This is a genomic window from Thauera aromatica K172 (assembly GCF_003030465.1).
Taxonomy (GTDB): Bacteria; Pseudomonadota; Gammaproteobacteria; order Burkholderiales; family Rhodocyclaceae; genus Thauera; species Thauera aromatica.
Window position 1 is genome coordinate 190,716 of sequence record NZ_CP028339.1, and the last position, 18,345, is coordinate 209,060.

At 64.9% G+C, this 18,345-nt stretch carries 15 protein-coding genes; 13 read left to right on the forward strand and 2 right to left on the reverse strand.

Features of this window, described 5'->3' with window-relative positions:
* Positions 1–147: 147 nt before the first annotated feature.
* The 6 genes from Tharo_RS00860 (at position 148) to Tharo_RS00885 (ending at position 8,152) form a co-directional block, all read left to right on the forward strand.
* The gene (locus Tharo_RS00860) at positions 148–1,446 is read left to right on the forward strand and encodes an IS1182 family transposase (RefSeq protein ID WP_107219580.1); all 1,299 of its coding nucleotides are present in this window, start codon (positions 148–150) and stop codon (positions 1,444–1,446) included.
* 111 nt (positions 1,447–1,557) lie between these two features.
* Entirely contained in the window at positions 1,558–2,841 is a 1,284-nt protein-coding gene (locus Tharo_RS00865) for a DUF1329 domain-containing protein (RefSeq protein WP_211309637.1), read from the forward strand.
* 94 nt (positions 2,842–2,935) lie between these two features.
* Positions 2,936–4,006 (forward strand): WD40/YVTN/BNR-like repeat-containing protein, encoded by a 1,071-nt coding sequence (locus Tharo_RS00870; protein ID WP_107219582.1) that lies wholly within the window; start codon positions 2,936–2,938, stop codon positions 4,004–4,006.
* On the forward strand, positions 4,003–6,456 hold the full coding sequence (locus Tharo_RS00875; RefSeq protein ID WP_107219583.1) for an efflux RND transporter permease subunit: 2,454 nt from the start codon (positions 4,003–4,005) through the stop codon (positions 6,454–6,456). The genes Tharo_RS00870 and Tharo_RS00875 overlap by 4 nt, the downstream gene beginning before the upstream one ends.
* A 120-nt stretch (positions 6,457–6,576) precedes the next feature.
* Complete coding sequence (locus Tharo_RS00880; RefSeq protein ID WP_107219584.1) at positions 6,577–7,197, forward strand: hypothetical protein; 621 nt, start codon at positions 6,577–6,579, stop codon at positions 7,195–7,197.
* A gap of 49 nt (positions 7,198–7,246) precedes the next feature.
* Positions 7,247–8,152, forward strand: coding sequence for an EthD domain-containing protein (locus Tharo_RS00885; protein WP_107219585.1), 906 nt, complete (start codon positions 7,247–7,249; stop codon positions 8,150–8,152).
* Between the two features lie 79 nt (positions 8,153–8,231).
* Here the strand turns inward: Tharo_RS00885 and Tharo_RS00890 are convergent, their stop codons facing one another.
* Positions 8,232–8,873, reverse strand: coding sequence for a TetR/AcrR family transcriptional regulator (locus tag Tharo_RS00890; protein WP_107219586.1), 642 nt, complete (start codon positions 8,871–8,873; stop codon positions 8,232–8,234).
* A 132-nt stretch (positions 8,874–9,005) separates the two neighbouring features.
* On the opposite strand from Tharo_RS00890, the gene Tharo_RS18035 reads away from it, so the two are divergent.
* Positions 9,006–9,155, forward strand: a complete 150-nt coding sequence (locus tag Tharo_RS18035; protein ID WP_107219587.1) for a hypothetical protein — start codon at positions 9,006–9,008, stop codon at positions 9,153–9,155.
* Positions 9,152–11,143, forward strand: a complete 1,992-nt coding sequence (locus Tharo_RS00900) for a molybdopterin-containing oxidoreductase family protein (protein ID WP_107219588.1) — start codon at positions 9,152–9,154, stop codon at positions 11,141–11,143. Before Tharo_RS18035 ends, Tharo_RS00900 begins: the two co-directional genes overlap by 4 nt.
* 154 nt (positions 11,144–11,297) lie before the next feature.
* Here Tharo_RS00900 and Tharo_RS00905 read toward each other — a convergent pair whose 3' ends face one another.
* Complete coding sequence (locus tag Tharo_RS00905; protein WP_159051636.1) at positions 11,298–12,260, reverse strand: helix-turn-helix transcriptional regulator; 963 nt, start codon at positions 12,258–12,260, stop codon at positions 11,298–11,300.
* Positions 12,261–12,672: 412 nt separating this feature from the next.
* Between Tharo_RS00905 and Tharo_RS00910 the strand changes: the two genes are divergently transcribed.
* From Tharo_RS00910 to Tharo_RS00930, 5 genes are read left to right on the forward strand one after another with little or no spacing between them, the layout of a single operon-like run.
* The gene (locus Tharo_RS00910) at positions 12,673–13,335 is read left to right on the forward strand and encodes a cobalamin B12-binding domain-containing protein (protein WP_107219590.1); all 663 of its coding nucleotides are present in this window, start codon (positions 12,673–12,675) and stop codon (positions 13,333–13,335) included.
* Positions 13,332–14,618 (forward strand): uroporphyrinogen decarboxylase family protein, encoded by a 1,287-nt coding sequence (locus Tharo_RS00915; RefSeq protein ID WP_107219591.1) that lies wholly within the window; start codon positions 13,332–13,334, stop codon positions 14,616–14,618. The genes Tharo_RS00910 and Tharo_RS00915 overlap by 4 nt, the downstream gene beginning before the upstream one ends.
* Positions 14,619–14,646: 28 nt before the next feature.
* The gene (locus Tharo_RS00920) at positions 14,647–15,321 is read left to right on the forward strand and encodes a hypothetical protein (RefSeq protein ID WP_107219592.1); all 675 of its coding nucleotides are present in this window, start codon (positions 14,647–14,649) and stop codon (positions 15,319–15,321) included.
* The gene (locus tag Tharo_RS00925; RefSeq protein WP_107219593.1) at positions 15,318–17,444 is read left to right on the forward strand and encodes an ASKHA domain-containing protein; all 2,127 of its coding nucleotides are present in this window, start codon (positions 15,318–15,320) and stop codon (positions 17,442–17,444) included. The genes Tharo_RS00920 and Tharo_RS00925 overlap by 4 nt, the downstream gene beginning before the upstream one ends.
* Positions 17,441–18,343 (forward strand): dihydropteroate synthase, encoded by a 903-nt coding sequence (locus tag Tharo_RS00930; RefSeq protein WP_107219594.1) that lies wholly within the window; start codon positions 17,441–17,443, stop codon positions 18,341–18,343. The genes Tharo_RS00925 and Tharo_RS00930 overlap by 4 nt, the downstream gene beginning before the upstream one ends.
* Positions 18,344–18,345: the final 2 nt, after the last annotated feature.

Sequence of the window (18,345 nt, forward strand, 5' to 3'; positions counted from 1 at the left end):
GTATGTGCCGTACTCTCGGCAGGTGATGGCCTGGCCGCGGTGAGCGCTGAAGAGGCTGCGCGCCTGAAGACTGAGAGTTTGTGAAAATTTCCCGCCAATTCATTTGGTATAATTCTTGCATTCCAGCCACCCTCCGGTAACCCAGTCATGACAGCTCACGCCCGCGTGGTTCTGCCGAACCGCAGCCAGATGGAGTTTCGCGCCAGCGACCTCGAGTCGCTGCTGCCGGAAGGTCATCGGGCGCGGCTGGTGTGGTCGTATGTGGCCGGGCAGGACTTGGGGCGCTTCTATGAGCGGATCCGGGTGCGTGAGGGCGGGGTTGGTCGGGCGGCGATTGCGCCGGAGATCCTGCTGTCGCTGTGGCTGTACGCGACGCTCGACGGGGTGGGTAGCGCGCGCGAGGTGGCGCGCCTGACCGATGCGCATGATGCGTACCGTTGGTTGTGCGGCGGGGTGCAGGTCAATTACCACACGCTGTCGGACTTCCGGAAGGATCACGGCGAGGCGCTCGACGAGTTGCTCAGCGCCAATGTGGCAACGCTGATCGACGCCGGGGTGGTGAAGCTGCGCCAGGTGGCGCATGACGGCATGCGGGTGCGGGCCAGCGCGGGGGCGGGATCGTTCCGGCGCGAGGACAAGCTCGCGGGCTACCTGGAGGCGGCCCGCGAGCGGGTTGCGCAACTCAAGGCCGAGCTCGAAGCCGACCCGGGCAAGGCCGATCGGGCTCGTCAGGCGGCACGGCTGCGCGCGGCCCGTGAGCGCGAGGCCCGGGTGGCTGAGGCGCTGGCGCGCTTGCCCGAGCTCGAAGCGATCAAGCGCCGCCAAGGCAAGGCCGCCGATCAGGCGCGCGCCTCGACGACCGATGCCGAGGCGACGGTCATGAAGATGGGCGACGGCGGGTTTCGGCCCGCCTACAACCCGCAGTTGGCCAGCGACGTCGATTCGCTGGTGATCGTGGGCGTCGAGGTGGCCACGGCGGGAAGTGATCAGGGTCAGATGGTGCCGATGATCGAGCAGGTGCGCGAGCGTTGCGGTCAGGCGCCCGAGGCCTGGCTGGTCGATGGCGGCTTCGTGGGTCACCAGCAGGTCGAACAAGCCAGCGCGCACACCACGGTGTACGGGCCGGTGCCGGCGGCCAAGGACAAGACGGTGGATCCGCACCAGCCCAAGCCGGATGACAGTCCTGCGGTGGCGGCGTGGCGAGCGCGCATGGGGACCGACGAGGCCAAGGCGATCTATAAGAACCGCGCCGCAACCGCCGAGTGCGTCAATGCCCAAAGCCGCAACCGGGGACTGCAGCAGTTCCGCGTGCGCGGACTGGCCAAGGTCAAGTGCGTGGTCCTGTTCTTTGCCTTGGCCCACAACCTGATGCGTATGGCCAGCCTCGCGCCGGAGATGCTCGCCCTCGGGAAAGGTGCGTCTGCAGTGACCGGAATCGGGGCTTGAACGTACGAAACGGCGAAAAACGACCCGAAAAACCAGATAACGCGAGTGCCTTTATGCTGAACAGATCATCTGGCCGCCACGGCGGTCACAAGCCCACTTGCGCCCCCTTCGGTGGGCATAACCGAAAAGCTCACAAGCTCTGAGCTGACTCCGCTGGGTGGTGAAAAAGCCGGTAACGCGGCCGGTACCATCCCGGCGTGGACGGGTGGATACACGAAACCGATCGCCGGCGATCAGCCCGGTGGCCGGCGTGGTGACCCGTTCAAGGATGAGAAGCCACTGTTCTCGATCAGCGCGCAGAACATCGAGCAGTACGCCGACAAGCTCACCGATGGCACCAAGGCGATGCTGAAGACGTATCCGGAAACGTTCCGTGTCGATGTTTACCGCACTCACCGGACCGCGGCGGCGCCGCAATGGGTGTATGAAAACACCTTCAAGAACGCCACCCGTGCTCGGCTCGAGGGGGATCTGGTCGAAGGGGCCTATGGCGGTATTCCGTTTCCGATCCCGCAGAATGGAGCCGAAGTGATGTGGAACCACATCCTGCGTTGGCGTGGCAGTTCATGGCAGTTCCACATCACCCAGTATCACCTGCTCGCGACCGGCAAGGCCGTGATGACCACCGAGGGTATGGCCGATCAGCAGATGCCGTATTACTTCGAGGATGGCAGCCTCGAGCAGTTCGCCAAGAGTAACGATTACTGGCTGATCAACTTACTCAATTCCGGGCCGCCGATCCGCGCCGGCGAGGCGATTGTCGGACGCGAGAACATCGATGGTAGCAAGAGCCAGGCCTGGGTGTATCTGACCGGTCAGCGCCGGGTCCGGAAACTGCCCAACGCCTGCTGTGACACGCCCACGCCGGCCACAGCGGGGCTGATGAGCTTCGACGAGATCGAGACCTGGCAGGGGCGCCTGGATCGTTTCGACTGGAAGCTTCTCGGCAAGCAGGAAATGTACATCCCCTACAACGGGAACCGTCTGCTGCAGCCTGAAACCGATGCCGCCGTGTTGTCCCCGCATCATCTGAACCCGGATTTTGTGCGCTGGGAGCTGCATCGGGTGTGGGTGGTGGAGGCGACCTTGCGCCAGGGGCAGCGCCATCAGGCTCCGCGAAGCCGCTATTACTGCGATGAAGACACCTGGATCTGCGTGCTCGGCGACCGCTGGGATGCCAATGGCAAGCTCTGGAAGACGCTGTGGTCACAGACCTTCGTCGCGCCGGATCTGCCCGCATTGGCGGTAGGTGCGTTCGGCTTTAATGACCTGGTTTCGGGCAACGCTTTCGTGGGCAATCTCTACAACAGCAAGGCCGCTCAGTATCCGATCAAGCCACGCTACTCCGACAGCGTGTTCTCTCCGGATGCGATGGTCGGCTCGAGCGTGCGCTGAGCGCTTGTGCAGCAGTGGGTCGGTACCCTGATGGGTGTGGGGTAGCGGCTCACTGCCTGAAACGACGCTATTTCAAGACGGAATCCGTTACACGATGAAATCGACTTTTTCTGGTCTGGCGGGACTGCGGCGGGTCTCGTTCGGGGTGCTTGCAGCGTTGCTGGCCGGTGCCGTGTCTGCGGCCGGGCCGGTGGTCGATGCGCTCGATCGCCCGGCGGTCCGGACGGCGCAGGCCGCACATGCGGTACTGCTGGGTGCGGCGCAGGCTGGAGACAGCCTCATTGCAGTGGGCGAGCGCGGCATCATCGTGCGCTCGGATGACCAGGGTGCGAGCTGGCAGCAGATCTCTGTGCCGGTGAGCGTGACCTTGACCGCAGTGCGGTTTGCCGACGCACGCCATGGCTATGCTGTCGGTCATGGCGGCACCGTGCTCACGACCAGCGATGGAGGCCAGGCCTGGGAGCGTCGCCTCGATGGTCGGCAGATTGCCCGGATGGCACTGGAGGCGGCGCAGAAGGCTGATGCGGCCAGGGCCGTGCGCGAAGCCGAGCAGCTGGTGGCGGACGGACCGGACAAGCCCCTGCTCGACGTATTGGTGTTTGATCATCAGCGCGCCGTGGTCGTTGGCGCCTACGGACTTGCTTTTGCCACCGACGATGGCGGCAGGACATGGGCCTCGTGGATGGATCGCCTGGACAACCCGCGCGGGTTCCATCTGTATGCGATCCGCCGCCATGGCGAGCGTCTCCTGGTGGTGGGCGAGCAAGGCCTGGTGCGATTCTCCGAGGATGGCGGGCGAACTTTCGCACCGATCCAGACGCCCTACGGCGGCAGCTTTTTCACCGCGGAGCTTCCTGCTGAAGATGTTTTCGTCACCGCTGGCCTGCGCGGCAACGTCTGGCGCTCCATGGATGCGGGCGCAAGCTGGATGCAACTGCCGGTGCCAATGCCGGCCTCGATCACCGGCTCCGCGCTGCGGGCGGATGGATCCCCGGTGTTTGTGAACCAGGCCGGTATGGTGCTGGGTGAATTGGATGGCGCGCTGGTGCCGGTGAATGCCACGCCGCTGCCGTCCCTGAACGGCGTGCTGCCCAAGCCTGACGGCACGCTCCTCGCACTCGGCATTCATGGTGCCGTGTCGGTCAAACCCGGAGACCAGAAGTGAAGCCCGTCCCCTCGTCCGATGTCGAAGCGGCCGATGCCTTCGATCCGCATTCCGGTTCCCTGCTCGAACGGGCACTCTTCAACTACCGGCTCGTGGTGGTGCTTCTGTGCGCGATCATTACCGCGATCCTGGGCTGGCAGGCGACCAAGCTCGAGCTCAACGCAAGCTTCGAGAAGACGATCCCGGCCCACCATCCCTACATCCAGAACTTTCTCCGCTACCAGAGCGAGCTCACGGGTCTCGGCAACGCGGTGCGTGTTGCCGTCGAGAACCCGGAGGGCACGATTTACGACGCGTCTTATCTCGACGCGCTGCAGCGGCTGTCCGATGAGATCTTCCTGCTGCCCGGCGTTGATCGGGTGAGGATGAAGTCGTTGTGGACGCCTGCGACCCGCTGGGTGGGCGTGACTGAGGAAGGCCTTGAGGGCGGGCCGGTGATCCCGGATGGCTACGATGGCAGCCCGGCAAGCCTCGAACAGCTGCGTGCGAATATTGCCCGCTCGGGCGAGATCGGCCAGCTCGTTGCGCTCGACGCCAGATCGAGCGTCATCTATGTACCGCTTCTTGCCAGGGATGCCGGGGGGCGCGAACTGGACTATGCCGTCTTCGCCGAGCACCTGGAAGCGTTGCGCACAAAGTACGAGGCCGAAGGGGTGGGGATTCACATCACCGGCTTCGCCAAGTTGGTGGGCGACCTCATCGATGGCGTGCGGGTTGTGCTCGTCTTCTTTGCCCTTGCCGTCGCCATCGCCACCGCCACGGTGTTCTGGTACACCCGCTGTGTACGCTCGACGCTGCTCGTGGTGGCCGCCTCGCTGGTCGCCGTGGTATGGCAGCTCGGTCTGCTGCCCACGCTGGGCTATGTGCTCGACCCGTACTCGATCCTGGTGCCTTTCCTGGTCTTTGCCATCGGCATGAGCCATGGGGCACAGAAGATGAACGGCATCATGCAGGATATCGGCCGCGGCATCGACAAGCTCGTGGCGGCGCGTTTCACTTTCCGGCGCCTGTTCCTTGCCGGGCTGACCGCGCTGCTGGCTGATGCGGTGGGCTTTGCGGTGCTGCTGGTGATCGATATTCAGGTCATCCGCGAACTCGCGATCGCGGCCTCGATCGGGGTGGCGGTGCTGATCTTCACCAATCTCATCCTGCTCCCCATCCTGCTCTCCTATACCGGAGTGAGCGCGAAGGCTGCTGCGCGCAGCCTGCGAGAAGAAACGGCCGATGCGGCCGGCGCCGACAAGCACCCCGTATGGGCCTTCCTCGACCGTTTCACCCGGCGGGGACCGGCTGCGGGTGCGGTGCTCGTCGCCGCGGTGATGGGGGCGGCGGGGATGATCGCCAGCACTCAGCTGAAGATCGGCGACCTCGATCCGGGGGCGCCCGAGCTCAGGCCCGACAGCCGTTACAACCGCGATGTCGCCTTCATGAATGCAGCCTACGGTGCTTCCAGCGATGTGCTCGCGGTGATGGTGAGGACGCCCGATGGCTACTGCTCGCAGTATGAGACGCTCAACAAGCTCGATGCATTGGAGTGGCAACTGCGCCAGATCGGTGGGGTCGAGACCACCAATTCGCTGGCGCTGCTGAATCGTCGCGTGCTTGCAGGCCTGAACGAGGGCAACCCCAAGTGGTACGAGTTCCTGCCCAACCAGGACATGCTCAACACCGTGACAGCCGGTGCGCCGCGCGGTCTCTACAACGACAGTTGTAGCCTGCTCACCCTGTACGTCTTCCTGCGTGACCATAAAGCCGACACGCTGGCGCAGGTGGTGGATTACATCGAGGCGTTTGCGCAGGAAAACGACACCGAAGAAGTGAAGTTCCTGCTTACGGCCGGGAGCGCGGGGATCGAGGCGGCGACCAACATCGTGGTCAAGGACGCCTGGCGTGAGATGCTCTTCCTGGTGTATGGCGCGGTGGTCGTGCTTGCCTTCATCGCTTTTCGCTCATGGCGGGCGGTGGTGGTGGCCGTATTGCCCCTGATGCTCACGTCGGTGCTGGCCGAGGCATTGATGGTGGCGCTTGGCATGGGGGTGAAGGTGGCCACGCTTCCCGTCATCGCGCTGGGGGTGGGGATCGGCATCGATTACGCGCTCTACATCCTGTCGGTGACGCTCGCCCAGTTGCGTGCGGGCAAAAGCCTGTCCGAAGCGTATTACCGGGCGCTGCTCTTCACCGGCAAGGTGGTGATGCTCACCGGGGTGACTCTGGCCATCGGTGTGGTCACCTGGGTTGCCAGCCCGATCAAGTTCCAGGCCGACATGGGGCTGCTGCTGGCGTTCATGTTCCTGTGGAACATGCTCGGCGCCCTCATTCTGCTGCCGTCGCTCGCGTACTGGCTGCTGGAACGCAAGGTCACGGCTGCCGTGCCGGCAGCGGTGAATGCAGGCGCGGCAGCTATCCCCTCCGTACCGCTTCGCACGGCGACCGGCTGCCGGCAGGACTGAGCGCAGCACGTCGACAGTCCATCGATCCCGATCTTCCCCACCACCGCCGCTGGCAAGCGGCGCGGGCGGGCTTTGCTTGCTTTTCATTTTCCCGGCCGCAGGCCGGACCAGGAGAACGACATGATCTACAGCGTAGCCCACGACACTCTCGGCACGCACGTCGACTGGCAACTGGAGGACGTGACTGCCCGGATGATCGACTGGTTCTGGAGCAACATGGAAAAGGGCTTCATCCTGTGGCATCCGGAACAGCACGAGGCCCTGCAGTGGGCCGTGCCGCCTCGGCACGGCGACCCCCGTGGCTCGATCCACATCGCACCACAGACCTGGAACGACGGTCGGCGCCAGAATCTCTACATCCGCTTCGAGAAGCTGGAAGACGTGCCTGGCGAGATCCGCGACTACATCTGCTACGAGCACGTCGCCATCGTCGCCGGGCTGGGGCTGGGCGAAGAGTGCCTTGCCGATCCTGACCCTCTGGGCTATCGCCTGCACCAATGGCAGAAGACCGATTCCGGTGTGGTTGGAAAATCTTCCGCGATCGGTACCCGGAAAAAAGAGTCCGCCGAGGACGGCAAGGTGTGGGCTACGCACTGCATGCAGGAAATCGGCAACTGGGAGGTGTTCCTGCCCCAGCTTCATGCCCTCTATAAGGTCGTCAAGGATCCCGCGCGCAACCCCTTCGCCGACCTCTCGGTGGAAGGCCGGGGACGTGCGGCACGCTACACGTCGATCGCCTGAGCGTTCCACCGATATGACTGTCACGGAGTAATGCCGGCACGGCCAACTGATGTTCATCAACCAGGAGAAAACCATGATCCAGTTTCATATCATCAGCCGCCGGCAGCCCGGGCAGAGCCTGGAGCGTTGCTATTACGAGTGGGCGGTGATTCACGTTGCCCTGATGATCACCACGCCTTCGGTGATGCGCACATTCCGCAAGTACATCCAGCATTTCGCGATTCAGGATATCGCCGGCGATCGGCTCCTGTTTCCTCCGTCGTCGATGGGGTGGGAGACCTTTGCCTCGCACTGGATCGACAGCTTCGAGGATCTGCTGGTGCCGTTCAAATCCGGTGACTATCCGCTGCGCATGCAACCGCATAAATTCACCGACAGCGCCTTCCAGCTTGCATTGGCGACCGAGGACGTCATCCATGAAACCGAAGGTTTCACTCCCGGCGGAATCAAGCTGGTCCATTTTCTGCGTAAAAAACCTGGCCTGTCGCTCGATGAGTTCAATCAGTATTGGCGCGAGCGTCATGCACCTGCGGTCGTTGCCGCGTTCGGCAAGGGGCTCAGGAAATATAAGCAGAACCGCCAACTCAGCCTGCCAGCCAGTGCGTTCAAGGGTACCCTGTTCGAAATGGGGGAGGTGGACAGGTACGCCGGCATCGAAGAGTTCTGGTTTTCGAGCCTCAACGATGTATATCGCCTGCGTGAGGGTGGCGGAATTATGGCCGCTCTGCGCAACAGTTACGACACCTTCGCCGACCGGGATGACGCCTTCTCGCTGGTCATGAACGAGCGGGTGGTCTATGACTACACCCTGCCGCCGGGCCTGTGCAGCCCCCGGCCCGCGGTACTGGATCCGAACAGCCTGGAGGCGGCGATCGATGCCCAGGGCTATGATGACTGGAGCAATCCGGCCCGGCTGCAAAAATTCGGCCAAGAGCCGGAAAGCGCTCCCCGCTGAAGGCCGGCACACCGGTCGCCGGATGCCGGTGTCAGTGCAGAGGGGAGGGGGCGCGCAATGCGTTCTCGAAACGCCGCGGTTACGCGGCGCGCTCTCTGCGCAATAGCGGCTGGAGATATCCAATCACGGCTCGGCATAGCCGCTCCTCAATGGATTCCATCCGGTTCGGTGACGCGTCAAGCGATGCGTCCAGAATTGCCCGCACCATGCAGTGGGTATCGAATGCGGCGATCTCAATGTCTTCCTGCTTTAGCGCAGGCAGATCGAGGTAGCGGGCCAGCAAGCTCATGTTCAGCCGATATATCTCGGCTTCCGCTGCCAACAACTCCATCGTCTTGGGCAGGATTTCTTCTTCAAGTTCGAGCACGCGGGCCAGCCCGGGGCGCGCGCATTCGCAGGCGACGACGCGCCTGATCATGGATCGCATGGCACGCTCGAACGGGAACCCTTCCGTTTCTGTGAGGGTGTCTCTCAGGGCCGCTACCAGCGTGAGATGCGCGCGGAGAACCAGCTCGGCGGCGACTGCTTCCTTGCAGGGGAAATATTCATAAAGCGATGCCACGCCGACGCCGGCGCGGTCGGCGATCGCGTTGGTATTGAAACTGCCAATGCCCTGTTCCTCCAGAATCCGAGTAGCAGCTTCCAGAATCGCTTCCACCGTGTGCCAGGAACGCTGCTGAACCGGCCGTTTTCGTGGATTGACGTCCGCGTTTTCGTTCATGACGGATCCGAGTATTCAATCAATGGATTTGATTCTATCCTTTGCTTCGTCAACAGGAAGCGCATTTTTTATTTCAGTTAATAAAGAAGCTGATAACCGCAAATTTTTATGCCGTACTGGTGAGGATTCCCTGTGAGTACGAAAATTCTGAAGAGTGTCTGTCACAGTTGCCACGGTGGATGCAGCGTGCTGCTGCATGTCGAAAACGGTGAACTGGTCAAGGTCGCCGGCGATCCCGAAGGGCCGTTGAATCATGGCAGGCTGTGCCCGATCGCACGATGACGCGCGACATCGTCTATCACCCTAATCGTCTGCACACCCCGCTCCGTCGGATCGGGCCGCGCGGGTCGGGGAAGTGGGAGCGTATCTCCTGGGACGAAGCCTTCGACACCATGGCCGAAAAACTTCACGCTATCCGCGATGAGTTCGGTCCCGAGTCGGTCGCGATCGGCACGGGCACCGGACGCCATCTCATCATCTGGATGCCGCGTCTCGCCCATGCCTTGGGCACGCCGAACTGGATCGAGCCGGGTTTCGCCCAGTGCTTCTTCCCCAGGGTCAATGCGGGTTTCATCACTTACGGTGACTTCCCGGTCAGCGACTTCATCAGCGGCACGCCGCCCGCCTGCATGATGTTCTGGGGGCAGAACTCCACCATCACCGGTCCCGGCGGCGAGCCCCGCTTCTGCACCCACACGGCACTGGCACACAATCCGAAGATCATCGTCATCGATCCACGGGAGACGGAGCTGGCGAAGCGGGCCGATATCTGGCTCCGCGTCCGTCCCGGCACCGACGACGCCCTTGGCCTCGCCATGCTCAACGTGATCATCGGCGAGGATCTGATCGACCGCCCCTTCGTCGAGCGCTGGACCTATGGTTTCGATGCCCTGGCCGAACATGTCCGCCAGTACACGCCGGAATGGGCGGAGCCGATCACCTGGGTTCCGGCCGACAAGATCCGGGCAGCGGCGCGGTTGTTCGCCCAGACCAAGCCGGCCATGCTCAAATGGGGTTGCGCCATCGAGCACACACCGAAGTGCTTCCAGACCGTACGCACGCTGGCGCTGTTGCCGGCGATCACCGGCAACATCGACGTACCGGGGGGCTGGGTGTTCGGCAATGAGGGTCTCGGGCCGTTCCCGCTGCTGATGGACAAGGTGCCGCCCGAGACCCTCGCCAAGCGTCTGGGTGCCGACCGCTTCAAGGTCCTGACCAACGAACGCGGTTTTCCTGGTGCCCACATCCCCAGCGTACTCGAGGCGATGCGCGAGGGGACGCCCTATCCGGTGAAGGCGTTTCTGGTGTTCGGCAACAACACCCTGACCACCTACGCCAATACCCGGCAGGTCTACGAATCGCTGATGAAGCTGGATTTCATGGTGGTCGCCGATCTGTTCATGACCCCGACCGCCGAGCTGGCCGACATCGTGCTGCCGGCGGCGCATTGGCCCGAAGTCGATATGGTCATGGGCTATCCGTCTCTCGCCAACAACGGTGTCGGTATCTTGCAGAAAGCGGTACAGGTCGGCGAATGCAAATCCGACGATGAGATCGTCACCGAGCTGATCCGCCGCATGGAGCTGGAGCATGGCACCGAGCCGGTTCACGAAGTGCTGGACGCTGTCCTCGCCGCGGGCACCGTCGGTCTGACCTTCGAGGAGATGAAGGAAAAGGGCTTCGTCACCGTGCCGATGCGCTTCCGCAAATACGAAACCGGTGGTTTTCGCACGCCGACGGGCAAGGTCGAGTTGTATTCGACGATCCTGGCGCATATGGGCTACGCTCCCCTGCCGTCCTACGAGGAGGCTCCCGAGAGCCCCTACAGCGCGCCCGATCTGGCCCGAGACTACCCGCTGGTGCTCACCACTGGTCAGCGGATTCCGTTCTTCTTCAATTCCGAACACCGGCAGGTCGCCAAGCTGCGCCGGGCCAAGCCCGACCCCGAGGCGGAAATTCACCCCGATACCGCAGCGCACTACGGTATCGCTGACGGCGACTGGATGTGGGTTGAAAACCAGCGCGGCCGCATCCGCCAGCGGGCGAAATATTCGCCGGGGCTCGATCCCCGCGTGGTGGCCGCCGAGCATGGCTGGTGGTTCCCTGAGGCGCCAGCTCCGGAATACGGCATGTGGACCTCGAACGTAAACCTGCTGACCAGCAACGAGCCGCCCTACGACCCCGCCATGGGTACCTACCATCTGCGAGCGCTGCTGTGCCGGGTGTCGAAAGTCGATCCGGCGGATCTTCCGCCGTCCGGGGGCTGTTGATCGGTCTTCAACATCCCTGCAGGTGTTCAAGAACGGGGTTTGCGGCAAAGCGGCGACCGCGGCCGCTTACCCCATTCGGTGCCTCCGTCTGCAGCACTCCGGTCGATGCCGGAGGCTTGGGCGCGGACCTGCACCGCGGCTGCATGCGACCTTTTTACCGCCGTTGCTCACCGAACTGGAGGTCGTCTTCACGCAGCATGCGCGCGAGTTCGCCTTTGTCGGAAACACCGAGCTTCTCGTAGACGGAACGCAAATGGTGGCGCACGGTCGCCGGTGAGATTGCCAGATGGAGGGCCACCTCCTTGTAGGACTGGCCGCTGGCGAAACCCTCGGCGACCGCGCGTTCGCGTGCGGATAATGCATCGGCTGGCGCCCGCCGGGCGATCGTCACCAGGGTGAGTTCGCGGACGCGGTCGAAACGGATTCGTACCTGCTTCCCGAGATGGTGCACCTGATTGTGCGCCAGTGCCGTTTGCAGGGCGGGCGGCAGGAACGGGCCTTCCCAGTCGGGCCATTCCAGGCGCACATGAGGGTCGAACCCCGGTTCCGCGGCATGCAGCGTTCCCAACTCGTCGACCACCGCCATCGCCGATTTCGCGTTCGAATGGCCGGCGCGGATTGAGGCGATGTGCATCACGCGGTTGATCTGCATCGTGTCCGCGAGGTGCGGCATCAGGCACTGCTTCAGACGGCGCTCGTCTTCGGAGAAGGGGCTCTTCCGATCGTGACGGCTGATCCCGAGGAAAGTAAACAGCTGGGGAATGCGGCCCTGCCATGCCGTGCATAGCAGATGCATGACGTCGCTGTGGCGGATCAGCATCGCTGTAGGTGCATCGCCGAACAGCTGCTCCGGCGTGAAATTGAAGCTGGTGCCCGGCGTTCGAGAGCAGGTGCGGGCAATCAGGTTATTGCCGGAAGTCATGCTTGCCAGCTCGCCGAAGTTCTCTGTCAGGCCGAAAAGGTATGAATCATGAATGCGATGGCGGCCGGCCTCGATCTCGGTCGCCATCGCCCACCAGGCTGAATCGAACGGAATATGAGGACGAATCAGCTCCAGTGTCTGAAGCTGGAATTCCTTCATCGTCAATTCGCGTGATGCCCGGTAGAGATCGAGCAACAAATGATTCAGCACCTCGACAGTTATCACTCGCGATCCTGTGTTCAAAACATGGATGTTGCGCCGCCGCAGCGGCATCGTTCATTTGGTCGATATTTTCAGGTTGACGAAGCCGTTACGCTTCTGCCCGGACCGCTTTCGCAGAGGCTGCAATCCAAGCCCCGGAATGCGTAATTCTAGCATCACGTTTTTCATCGAAATGCACAAGGCCTGCTTGATGAAAGAGGGTCGATACCGTCGGTGCAGTGGGCCTGCAAGATCGCTGCTTCGAATCCAGATTTGAACTGCACCGTTCGCGTCTTTCCTTGAAGTTCAGAAATGAAGAAGGCGTGCTGGCTGATGGCTGCTTCCGGGTTACGTCAGCGAACAACGCTGGAAATTGCTTGAGATCAATCAAACACTGGAGGGAAAAATGAGCGCACTCAATGATCAGGAAAAGCAGCTGGTGGCGTGGTTGGCCGACATGAACGAGGACGACGCGTTGGCGCTGGCCAGGCGCATGCTGCTCGAGGACAAGAAGGACCCGCTGCGCGTGCTCGAGCTGTGCCGGATGGCGATGGACGAGGTAGGCAAGCGCTTCGAGGCTGGCGATTACTTCCTCCCTGAGCTCGTGCTTGCGGGCGAGATGCTCGAGACTGTCGGCGCCATCGCCAAGCCGCTGCTGGTCGACGGCGAGGGCGAAAGGGCGAAGAAGCTCGGCCGCGTCCTGGTGGGCACGGTGCACGGCGACCTCCACGACATCGGCAAGAACATCGTCAGCTTCATGCTCGATATCAACGGCTACGAGGTCAAGGACATCGGCATCGACGTGCCGGTGGCCACCTTCCTCGACGAGGTGCGCAGCTTCAAGCCCGACGTGGTGGCGTTGTCCGGCTTCCTGACCCTGGCGTTCGACTCGATGAAGGAGACCGTCGAAGCCTTCGAGAAGGAAGGGCTGCGCGACCAGTTCAAGATCATGGTCGGCGGCGGCCAGATCGACGAGACCGTGCGCGCCTACACCGGCGCCGACGGCTTCGGCGTCAATGCGGTGGAGGCGGTCACCCTGTGCAACAAGTGGTTGGGGGGGGCGGCATGAACGCCCCGGCCCACGCCCACGGCGCAGCGCCCGCTGCCGCGCCGCAAGCCAATCCTGCCTATCAGGCACGCTGGCAACGTGTCATGGATTGCGTCAACCTGAAGCAGCCCGATCGCATGCCGACCGCGCTGTTCATGATGTTCTGGGCGGCCAAGTACGGCAACATCAGCTTTCGGGAGCAGATGTACAACCAGGAAAAACTGTGCGAGCTCACCCTCCAGATCACCCGCGAGCTCGATCCCGACCTGTGCACACCGACCCCGTTGATCACCGGCTTTGGTCGCCTGCTCGATGCCGTCGATTACCGTCAGGTCGAGTGGCCCGGCCATGGTGTGTCGGATGATCGACCGTTTCAGTATCTCGATCGGGAGTACATGAGCGCGGACGAATACGATGACTTCCTGTTCGATCCGACTGGTTTTTATTATGGCAAGTATCTGCCGCGTGTTGCGGGGGCGTTCGAGGGCTGCGAGGGGATCGCGTCGATGGCCGGCGCGTCCTACTTCGACGTGATCTATAACACCGCGCCCTTTGCCAACCCAGCCCTGCAAAAATCGATGGCGCGCCTTGCCGAAGCTGGCCAGGAAGCCATGCAGCTATTCGCCTGCGCCGGCAAGCTGATGGGCCAACTCGGCGGCATGGGCTATCCATCGGGAATCGGGGGGGTCGCCATCGGGCCTTACGACAACATTGCCGACTATTTCCGCGGTGCCACGGCGATGATGAAGGATTTGTACCGGCGTCCGGACAAGATTCTTCAAGTGCTCGACAAGATGAAGGAACTGTCGCTGCGCCGGCTGGCTGCGCAAAAGCCGATGCTGAGCAGCCCGCTGATCTTCATTCCGGTGCACTGGGCCCCGGATGCCTTCATGTCGCAAAAACAGTTCGAGAAGTTTTGGTGGCCTTCCTTCCGCGAACTGCTGCTCGGCATCATCGACCTCGATCTGATCCCAATGCCGCTGTGGGAAGCGGACTGCACCAAGCGCCTGGAGACGATCCGCGACGTGCCCGCGGGCAAGTGCATCTACTGGTTCGAGCGCACTGACATGGTCAGGGCGCACGAGGTGCTCGGCGACGTGGTTGCGCTGCGCGGTGGAATGCATCCTTCGGTGATGACAATGGGAACACCAGAGGATGTCGATACCGCGGTCAAGCACCTGGTCGACAACGTCTGGAACAAGGGCGGCAAGCTGATCCTCGACACTGCCTTCGGCATTCCCGACGAGACTCCGGTCGCCAACGTGCGCGCGATGTACGCTGCCGCGCGCAAGTACGCCGGTTGACGCACGCGAGCGCCTGGAGTCCGCGACCATGTCCGCACTGAGCTGCGCGAGCCTGCTGCGCCAGCTGCCCCCGCCGGCGCCCGATGAGCGTCCCGGAGCGCAGCGCCGGCGCGCGGCGGCGCTCGCCGAAGTGTGCGCCGACGCCCTCGTCGAGCCTGCCTACAGTGTGCGCATCGTCGCGCTCGAAGCCCCGCCAGGCGCGATCCTGCGTGCCGGCGGCCAGTGCCTGCATGCCCCGCGCCTGGTGCCGGCCTCGGGCCGGCTCACCGCCCTCGGCGCGGTGGCGTGCACGCTCGGGCCGCGCCTGGAAGAGCGCGTGCGGGCCCATTTCGCCGCCCGCCGCCCGGCCGCCGCGCTCGCCCTCGACGAGCTGGGCACCGCGCTGCTGCTCGCGCTCGTACGCCACGCCCAGGACCGCCTGGTCGCGCAGGCCGCCCGTCGCGGCCTGAGCGTGGCCGGCGAGCTCGCCGCGGGCGACCCCGGACTCGCGCTCGACGCCCAGGCCACCGTGCTCCAGCTCGCCGACGGCGCAGCGATCGGCATGCGCGCCAGTGCCGCGGGCGCGCTTCATCCACTCAAGTCGTGCACCAGCGTGCACGGGGTCGGCATCGCGCTCCCCGCCACCGCCTGGTCGCGCTGCGACGCCTGCCCCTCGGCGCCGCGGTGCACGATCGCGCGCCGGCGCAAGGAGATTCCCGCATGAACCGCAGCCAGGAGCATGCCCGCGCCGCGGACGCGGCGACCGAGTCCAACCTCCCCGCGGACATAGCACCCGAGTCCGGCTTTCCCGCGGATGCGGCGCCCGAACCCGGTCTCCCCGCCGACGCCGGCGCCCCCAATGCGTCCTACCGCCTGTATTTCCCCCAGCTCGAACGCGAGATCGCCTGCGAAGCGGGTGAGAGCCTGTTTCACGCCGCCCGCCGCCACGGCGTGCGCATCGTCGGCGCCTGCGGCGGACGTGGCACCTGCGCGAGCTGCATGGTGCGGGTCAGCGAGGGTGCGCTGCGCCCGCTCGAGGGGCGCGGCCCGCAGGGCTTCGACATCGTCCTCGACGACGAGGGGCGGCCGACGAACCGGCGGCGCTGGATGCGCGCCTGCCGCATCGGCGCACGCAGCGACTGCACCGTCGAGATCGGCGCGCGCTCGCTGGCGCCGGTGGTGCGCGCCGAGGAAGAAAGCGCGCTCGCCGGCGAAGAGGCCGCTCCCGCCCTCGCGCTCGACCCCGCCGTCCGTGCGCACGAGCTCGACGTCCCCGCGCCCAGCCTCGCCGACGATCGCGCCGATGCCGACCGCGTGCTCGACGCTTGCCGCGAGCGGGAAGCGCACGAAGCCGGGCAGCGGATGATTCCGGCTGCGCAAGACGCCGCCACACTCGCAGCGCCCCCGCGCGCGCTCACCGTCGCCCCCGCTGCCACCGCCGAACTCGCCACCGTGCTGCGCGCCGGCAGCGGCCCCCGTTGCCGCCTGCGCGCCTGGCAGCGGGGCGGGGCGCTGATCGCGTTCGCCCCGAGCGGGCGGCGCAGCCTGGGGCTGGCGGTCGATCTGGGCACCACCAACCTGGCCGCCTTCCTCGTCGATCTGGACGACGGCCGCACGCTCGCCCGCCTCGGCGTGGAGAACCCGCAGACCGCCTGGGGCGCCGACCTGGTGAGCCGCATCGACCATGCGGCGGGCGATCCCAAGGTCGCCGAGGCCCTGCGCGCCGCCGCACTTGAGGCGATCGATGCGCTCGCCCACGACCTGTGCGCCAGCATCGGCCAGCGCCCGCAGGACATCGTCGATGTCGCCGTGTGCGGCAACACCGCCATGCACCACCTGCTGCTCGGCCTGCCAGTGCGCCAGCTCGGGCGCGCGCCCTTCGTCGCCGCGCTGCGCGACAGCGTCGACCTGAGCGCGCGCGAGCTCGGGCTCGCCGTGGCCCCCGGCGCCTGGGTCCACGTCGCCCCCAACATCGGCGGCTTCATCGGCGGCGACCACGTCACCGCGCTGCTCGCCACCGAGTCACGCTGGCGCGGACTCGGCTGCGCGCTGGTGATGGACATCGGCACCAACACCGAGATCAGCCTCATCCACCGCGGCCGGCTGTGGTCGGCGTCCTCGCCCTCGGGGCCGGCGCTCGAAGGCGGGCACATCGGCTGCGGCATGCGCGCGGCCGAAGGCGCGATCGAGAAAGTCACCCTCGAAGACGGGCGTCTGGCGGTGCACACCATCGGCGGCGGTGAGGCGGTCGGGCTGTGCGGCTCGGGTGTGCTCGACGCGGTGGCCGCGCTGCGCCGCGGCGGCCTGCTCGATGCCCGCGGCCGGCTGAGCGCCACCCACCCGGACATCGTCAGCGGCGAAGACGGCCGGCGTGCCGCCCAGCTCGCCCCCGAAGTGCTGTTCACCCAGGCCGACGTGCGCGCGGTGCAACTGGCCAAGGCCGCGATCCGCAGCGCTACCGAGCTGCTGCTGGCCGAAGCCGGGCTCGCCGAGGACGCGATCGAGTGCTTCATCCTCGCCGGCGCCTTCGGCGCCTACCTCGACATCGACAGCGGCATCGACATCGGCCTGTTCCCGCCGTTGCCGCGCAGCCGCTTTGTCCAGGTCGGCAACGCCGCCGGGCAGGGCGTGCGCCACCTGCTGCGGTCGTGCGCCGAGCGCGAACACGCGCGCGAACTGGCACGCACCGCGCAGGCGTGCGCGCTCAACGCCCGCGCCGATTTCCAGAACGTCTTCCTCCGCCACATCGGCTTTGCCGAGCCCCCCGAGATATCCGAACCCTCCGAGGCCGCCGCGACGACGGCCTGCGCCAACCCAAGCACCGCCACTGAAGAGAGTCCGTCATGACTGAAAGCACCCTCAGCGAAACCAACCGCTTCGGCATCCGCATCATCGGCGAGCGCATCAACCCCGGCTTCAAGAGCACGCGCGCGATGTTCGAGGACAAGGACCTCGCCGCCATCCAGGCGCTCGCGCTCAAGCAGGTCGAGGCCGGCGCCTTCGCCCTCAACGTCAACATCGGCCCGCAGGCGATGACCGACCGTGGCTTCCTGGTCGACGTGATTCGCGCCATCCAGGACGTGGTCGCGGTGCCGCTGTCGTTCGATGTGCCCACCACCGAGCTCTTCGCCCTGTGCCTCACCACCTACGATCGTGAGCGCACCGGCGGCGAGCTGGCGATCGTCAACTCCATCACCGAACACCGCTGGGAAGCGATGCAGCTCTACCGCGACCTGCCGTTCCGGGTCATGGTGATGGCCTCCGAGCGCGTCACCGACGGCGTGGCGAAGAACAACAAGACCGCCGAGGACATCGCCGCCACCGCACGGCGCGCGGCGCTGCGCCTGCGCGACGAATACGGCATGGCGCTCGATCACGTCTTCGTCGACCTGTCGGTGAGCGCGATCATCGCCGACACCGAGGGCCTGAACCGCGCCACCCTCGACGCGGTGCGCCTGATCGGCGCCGACCCGGACCTGAAAGGCCTGCACATGATGGGCGGACTGTCCAACATCGGCCAGCAGCTCCCGCCCAAGGCCGCCGACGGCTCGGACCTCAAGCACGGGCTGGAAAACGCCTTCCTCACCCTGGCGGTGCCGCACGGCTTCGACACCGTGCTCGGCACCCCGTGGCGCGGCTATGCGCCGCTGGCCGAAGACGACTACGTGCTCACCGCCTACCGCAACTTCCTCGACACTACCGGCAGCAACGCGCTGCGCGCGGTGCGCAAGCTCTACAAGGCCTGAAC

Bases quoted from the DNA above. Each gene is read 5' to 3' on its own strand.
- Tharo_RS00885 (WP_107219585.1), top strand. From the start codon at position 7,247: ATGTTCATCAACCAGGAGAAAACCATGATCCAGTTTCATATCATCAGC.
- Tharo_RS00915 (WP_107219591.1), top strand. From the start codon at position 13,332: ATGAACGCCCCGGCCCACGCCCACGGCGCAGCGCCCGCTGCCGCGCCG.
- Tharo_RS00860 (WP_107219580.1), top strand. From the start codon at position 148: ATGACAGCTCACGCCCGCGTGGTTCTGCCGAACCGCAGCCAGATGGAG.
- Tharo_RS00930 (WP_107219594.1), top strand. From the start codon at position 17,441: ATGACTGAAAGCACCCTCAGCGAAACCAACCGCTTCGGCATCCGCATC.
- Tharo_RS00900 (WP_107219588.1), top strand. From the start codon at position 9,152: ATGACGCGCGACATCGTCTATCACCCTAATCGTCTGCACACCCCGCTC.
- Tharo_RS00910 (WP_107219590.1), top strand. From the start codon at position 12,673: ATGAGCGCACTCAATGATCAGGAAAAGCAGCTGGTGGCGTGGTTGGCC.
- Tharo_RS00880 (WP_107219584.1), top strand. From the start codon at position 6,577: ATGATCTACAGCGTAGCCCACGACACTCTCGGCACGCACGTCGACTGG.
- Tharo_RS00925 (WP_107219593.1), top strand. From the start codon at position 15,318: ATGAACCGCAGCCAGGAGCATGCCCGCGCCGCGGACGCGGCGACCGAG.
- Tharo_RS00920 (WP_107219592.1), top strand. From the start codon at position 14,647: ATGTCCGCACTGAGCTGCGCGAGCCTGCTGCGCCAGCTGCCCCCGCCG.
- Tharo_RS00870 (WP_107219582.1), top strand. From the start codon at position 2,936: ATGAAATCGACTTTTTCTGGTCTGGCGGGACTGCGGCGGGTCTCGTTC.
- Tharo_RS00890 (WP_107219586.1), bottom strand. From the start codon at position 8,873: ATGAACGAAAACGCGGACGTCAATCCACGAAAACGGCCGGTTCAGCAG.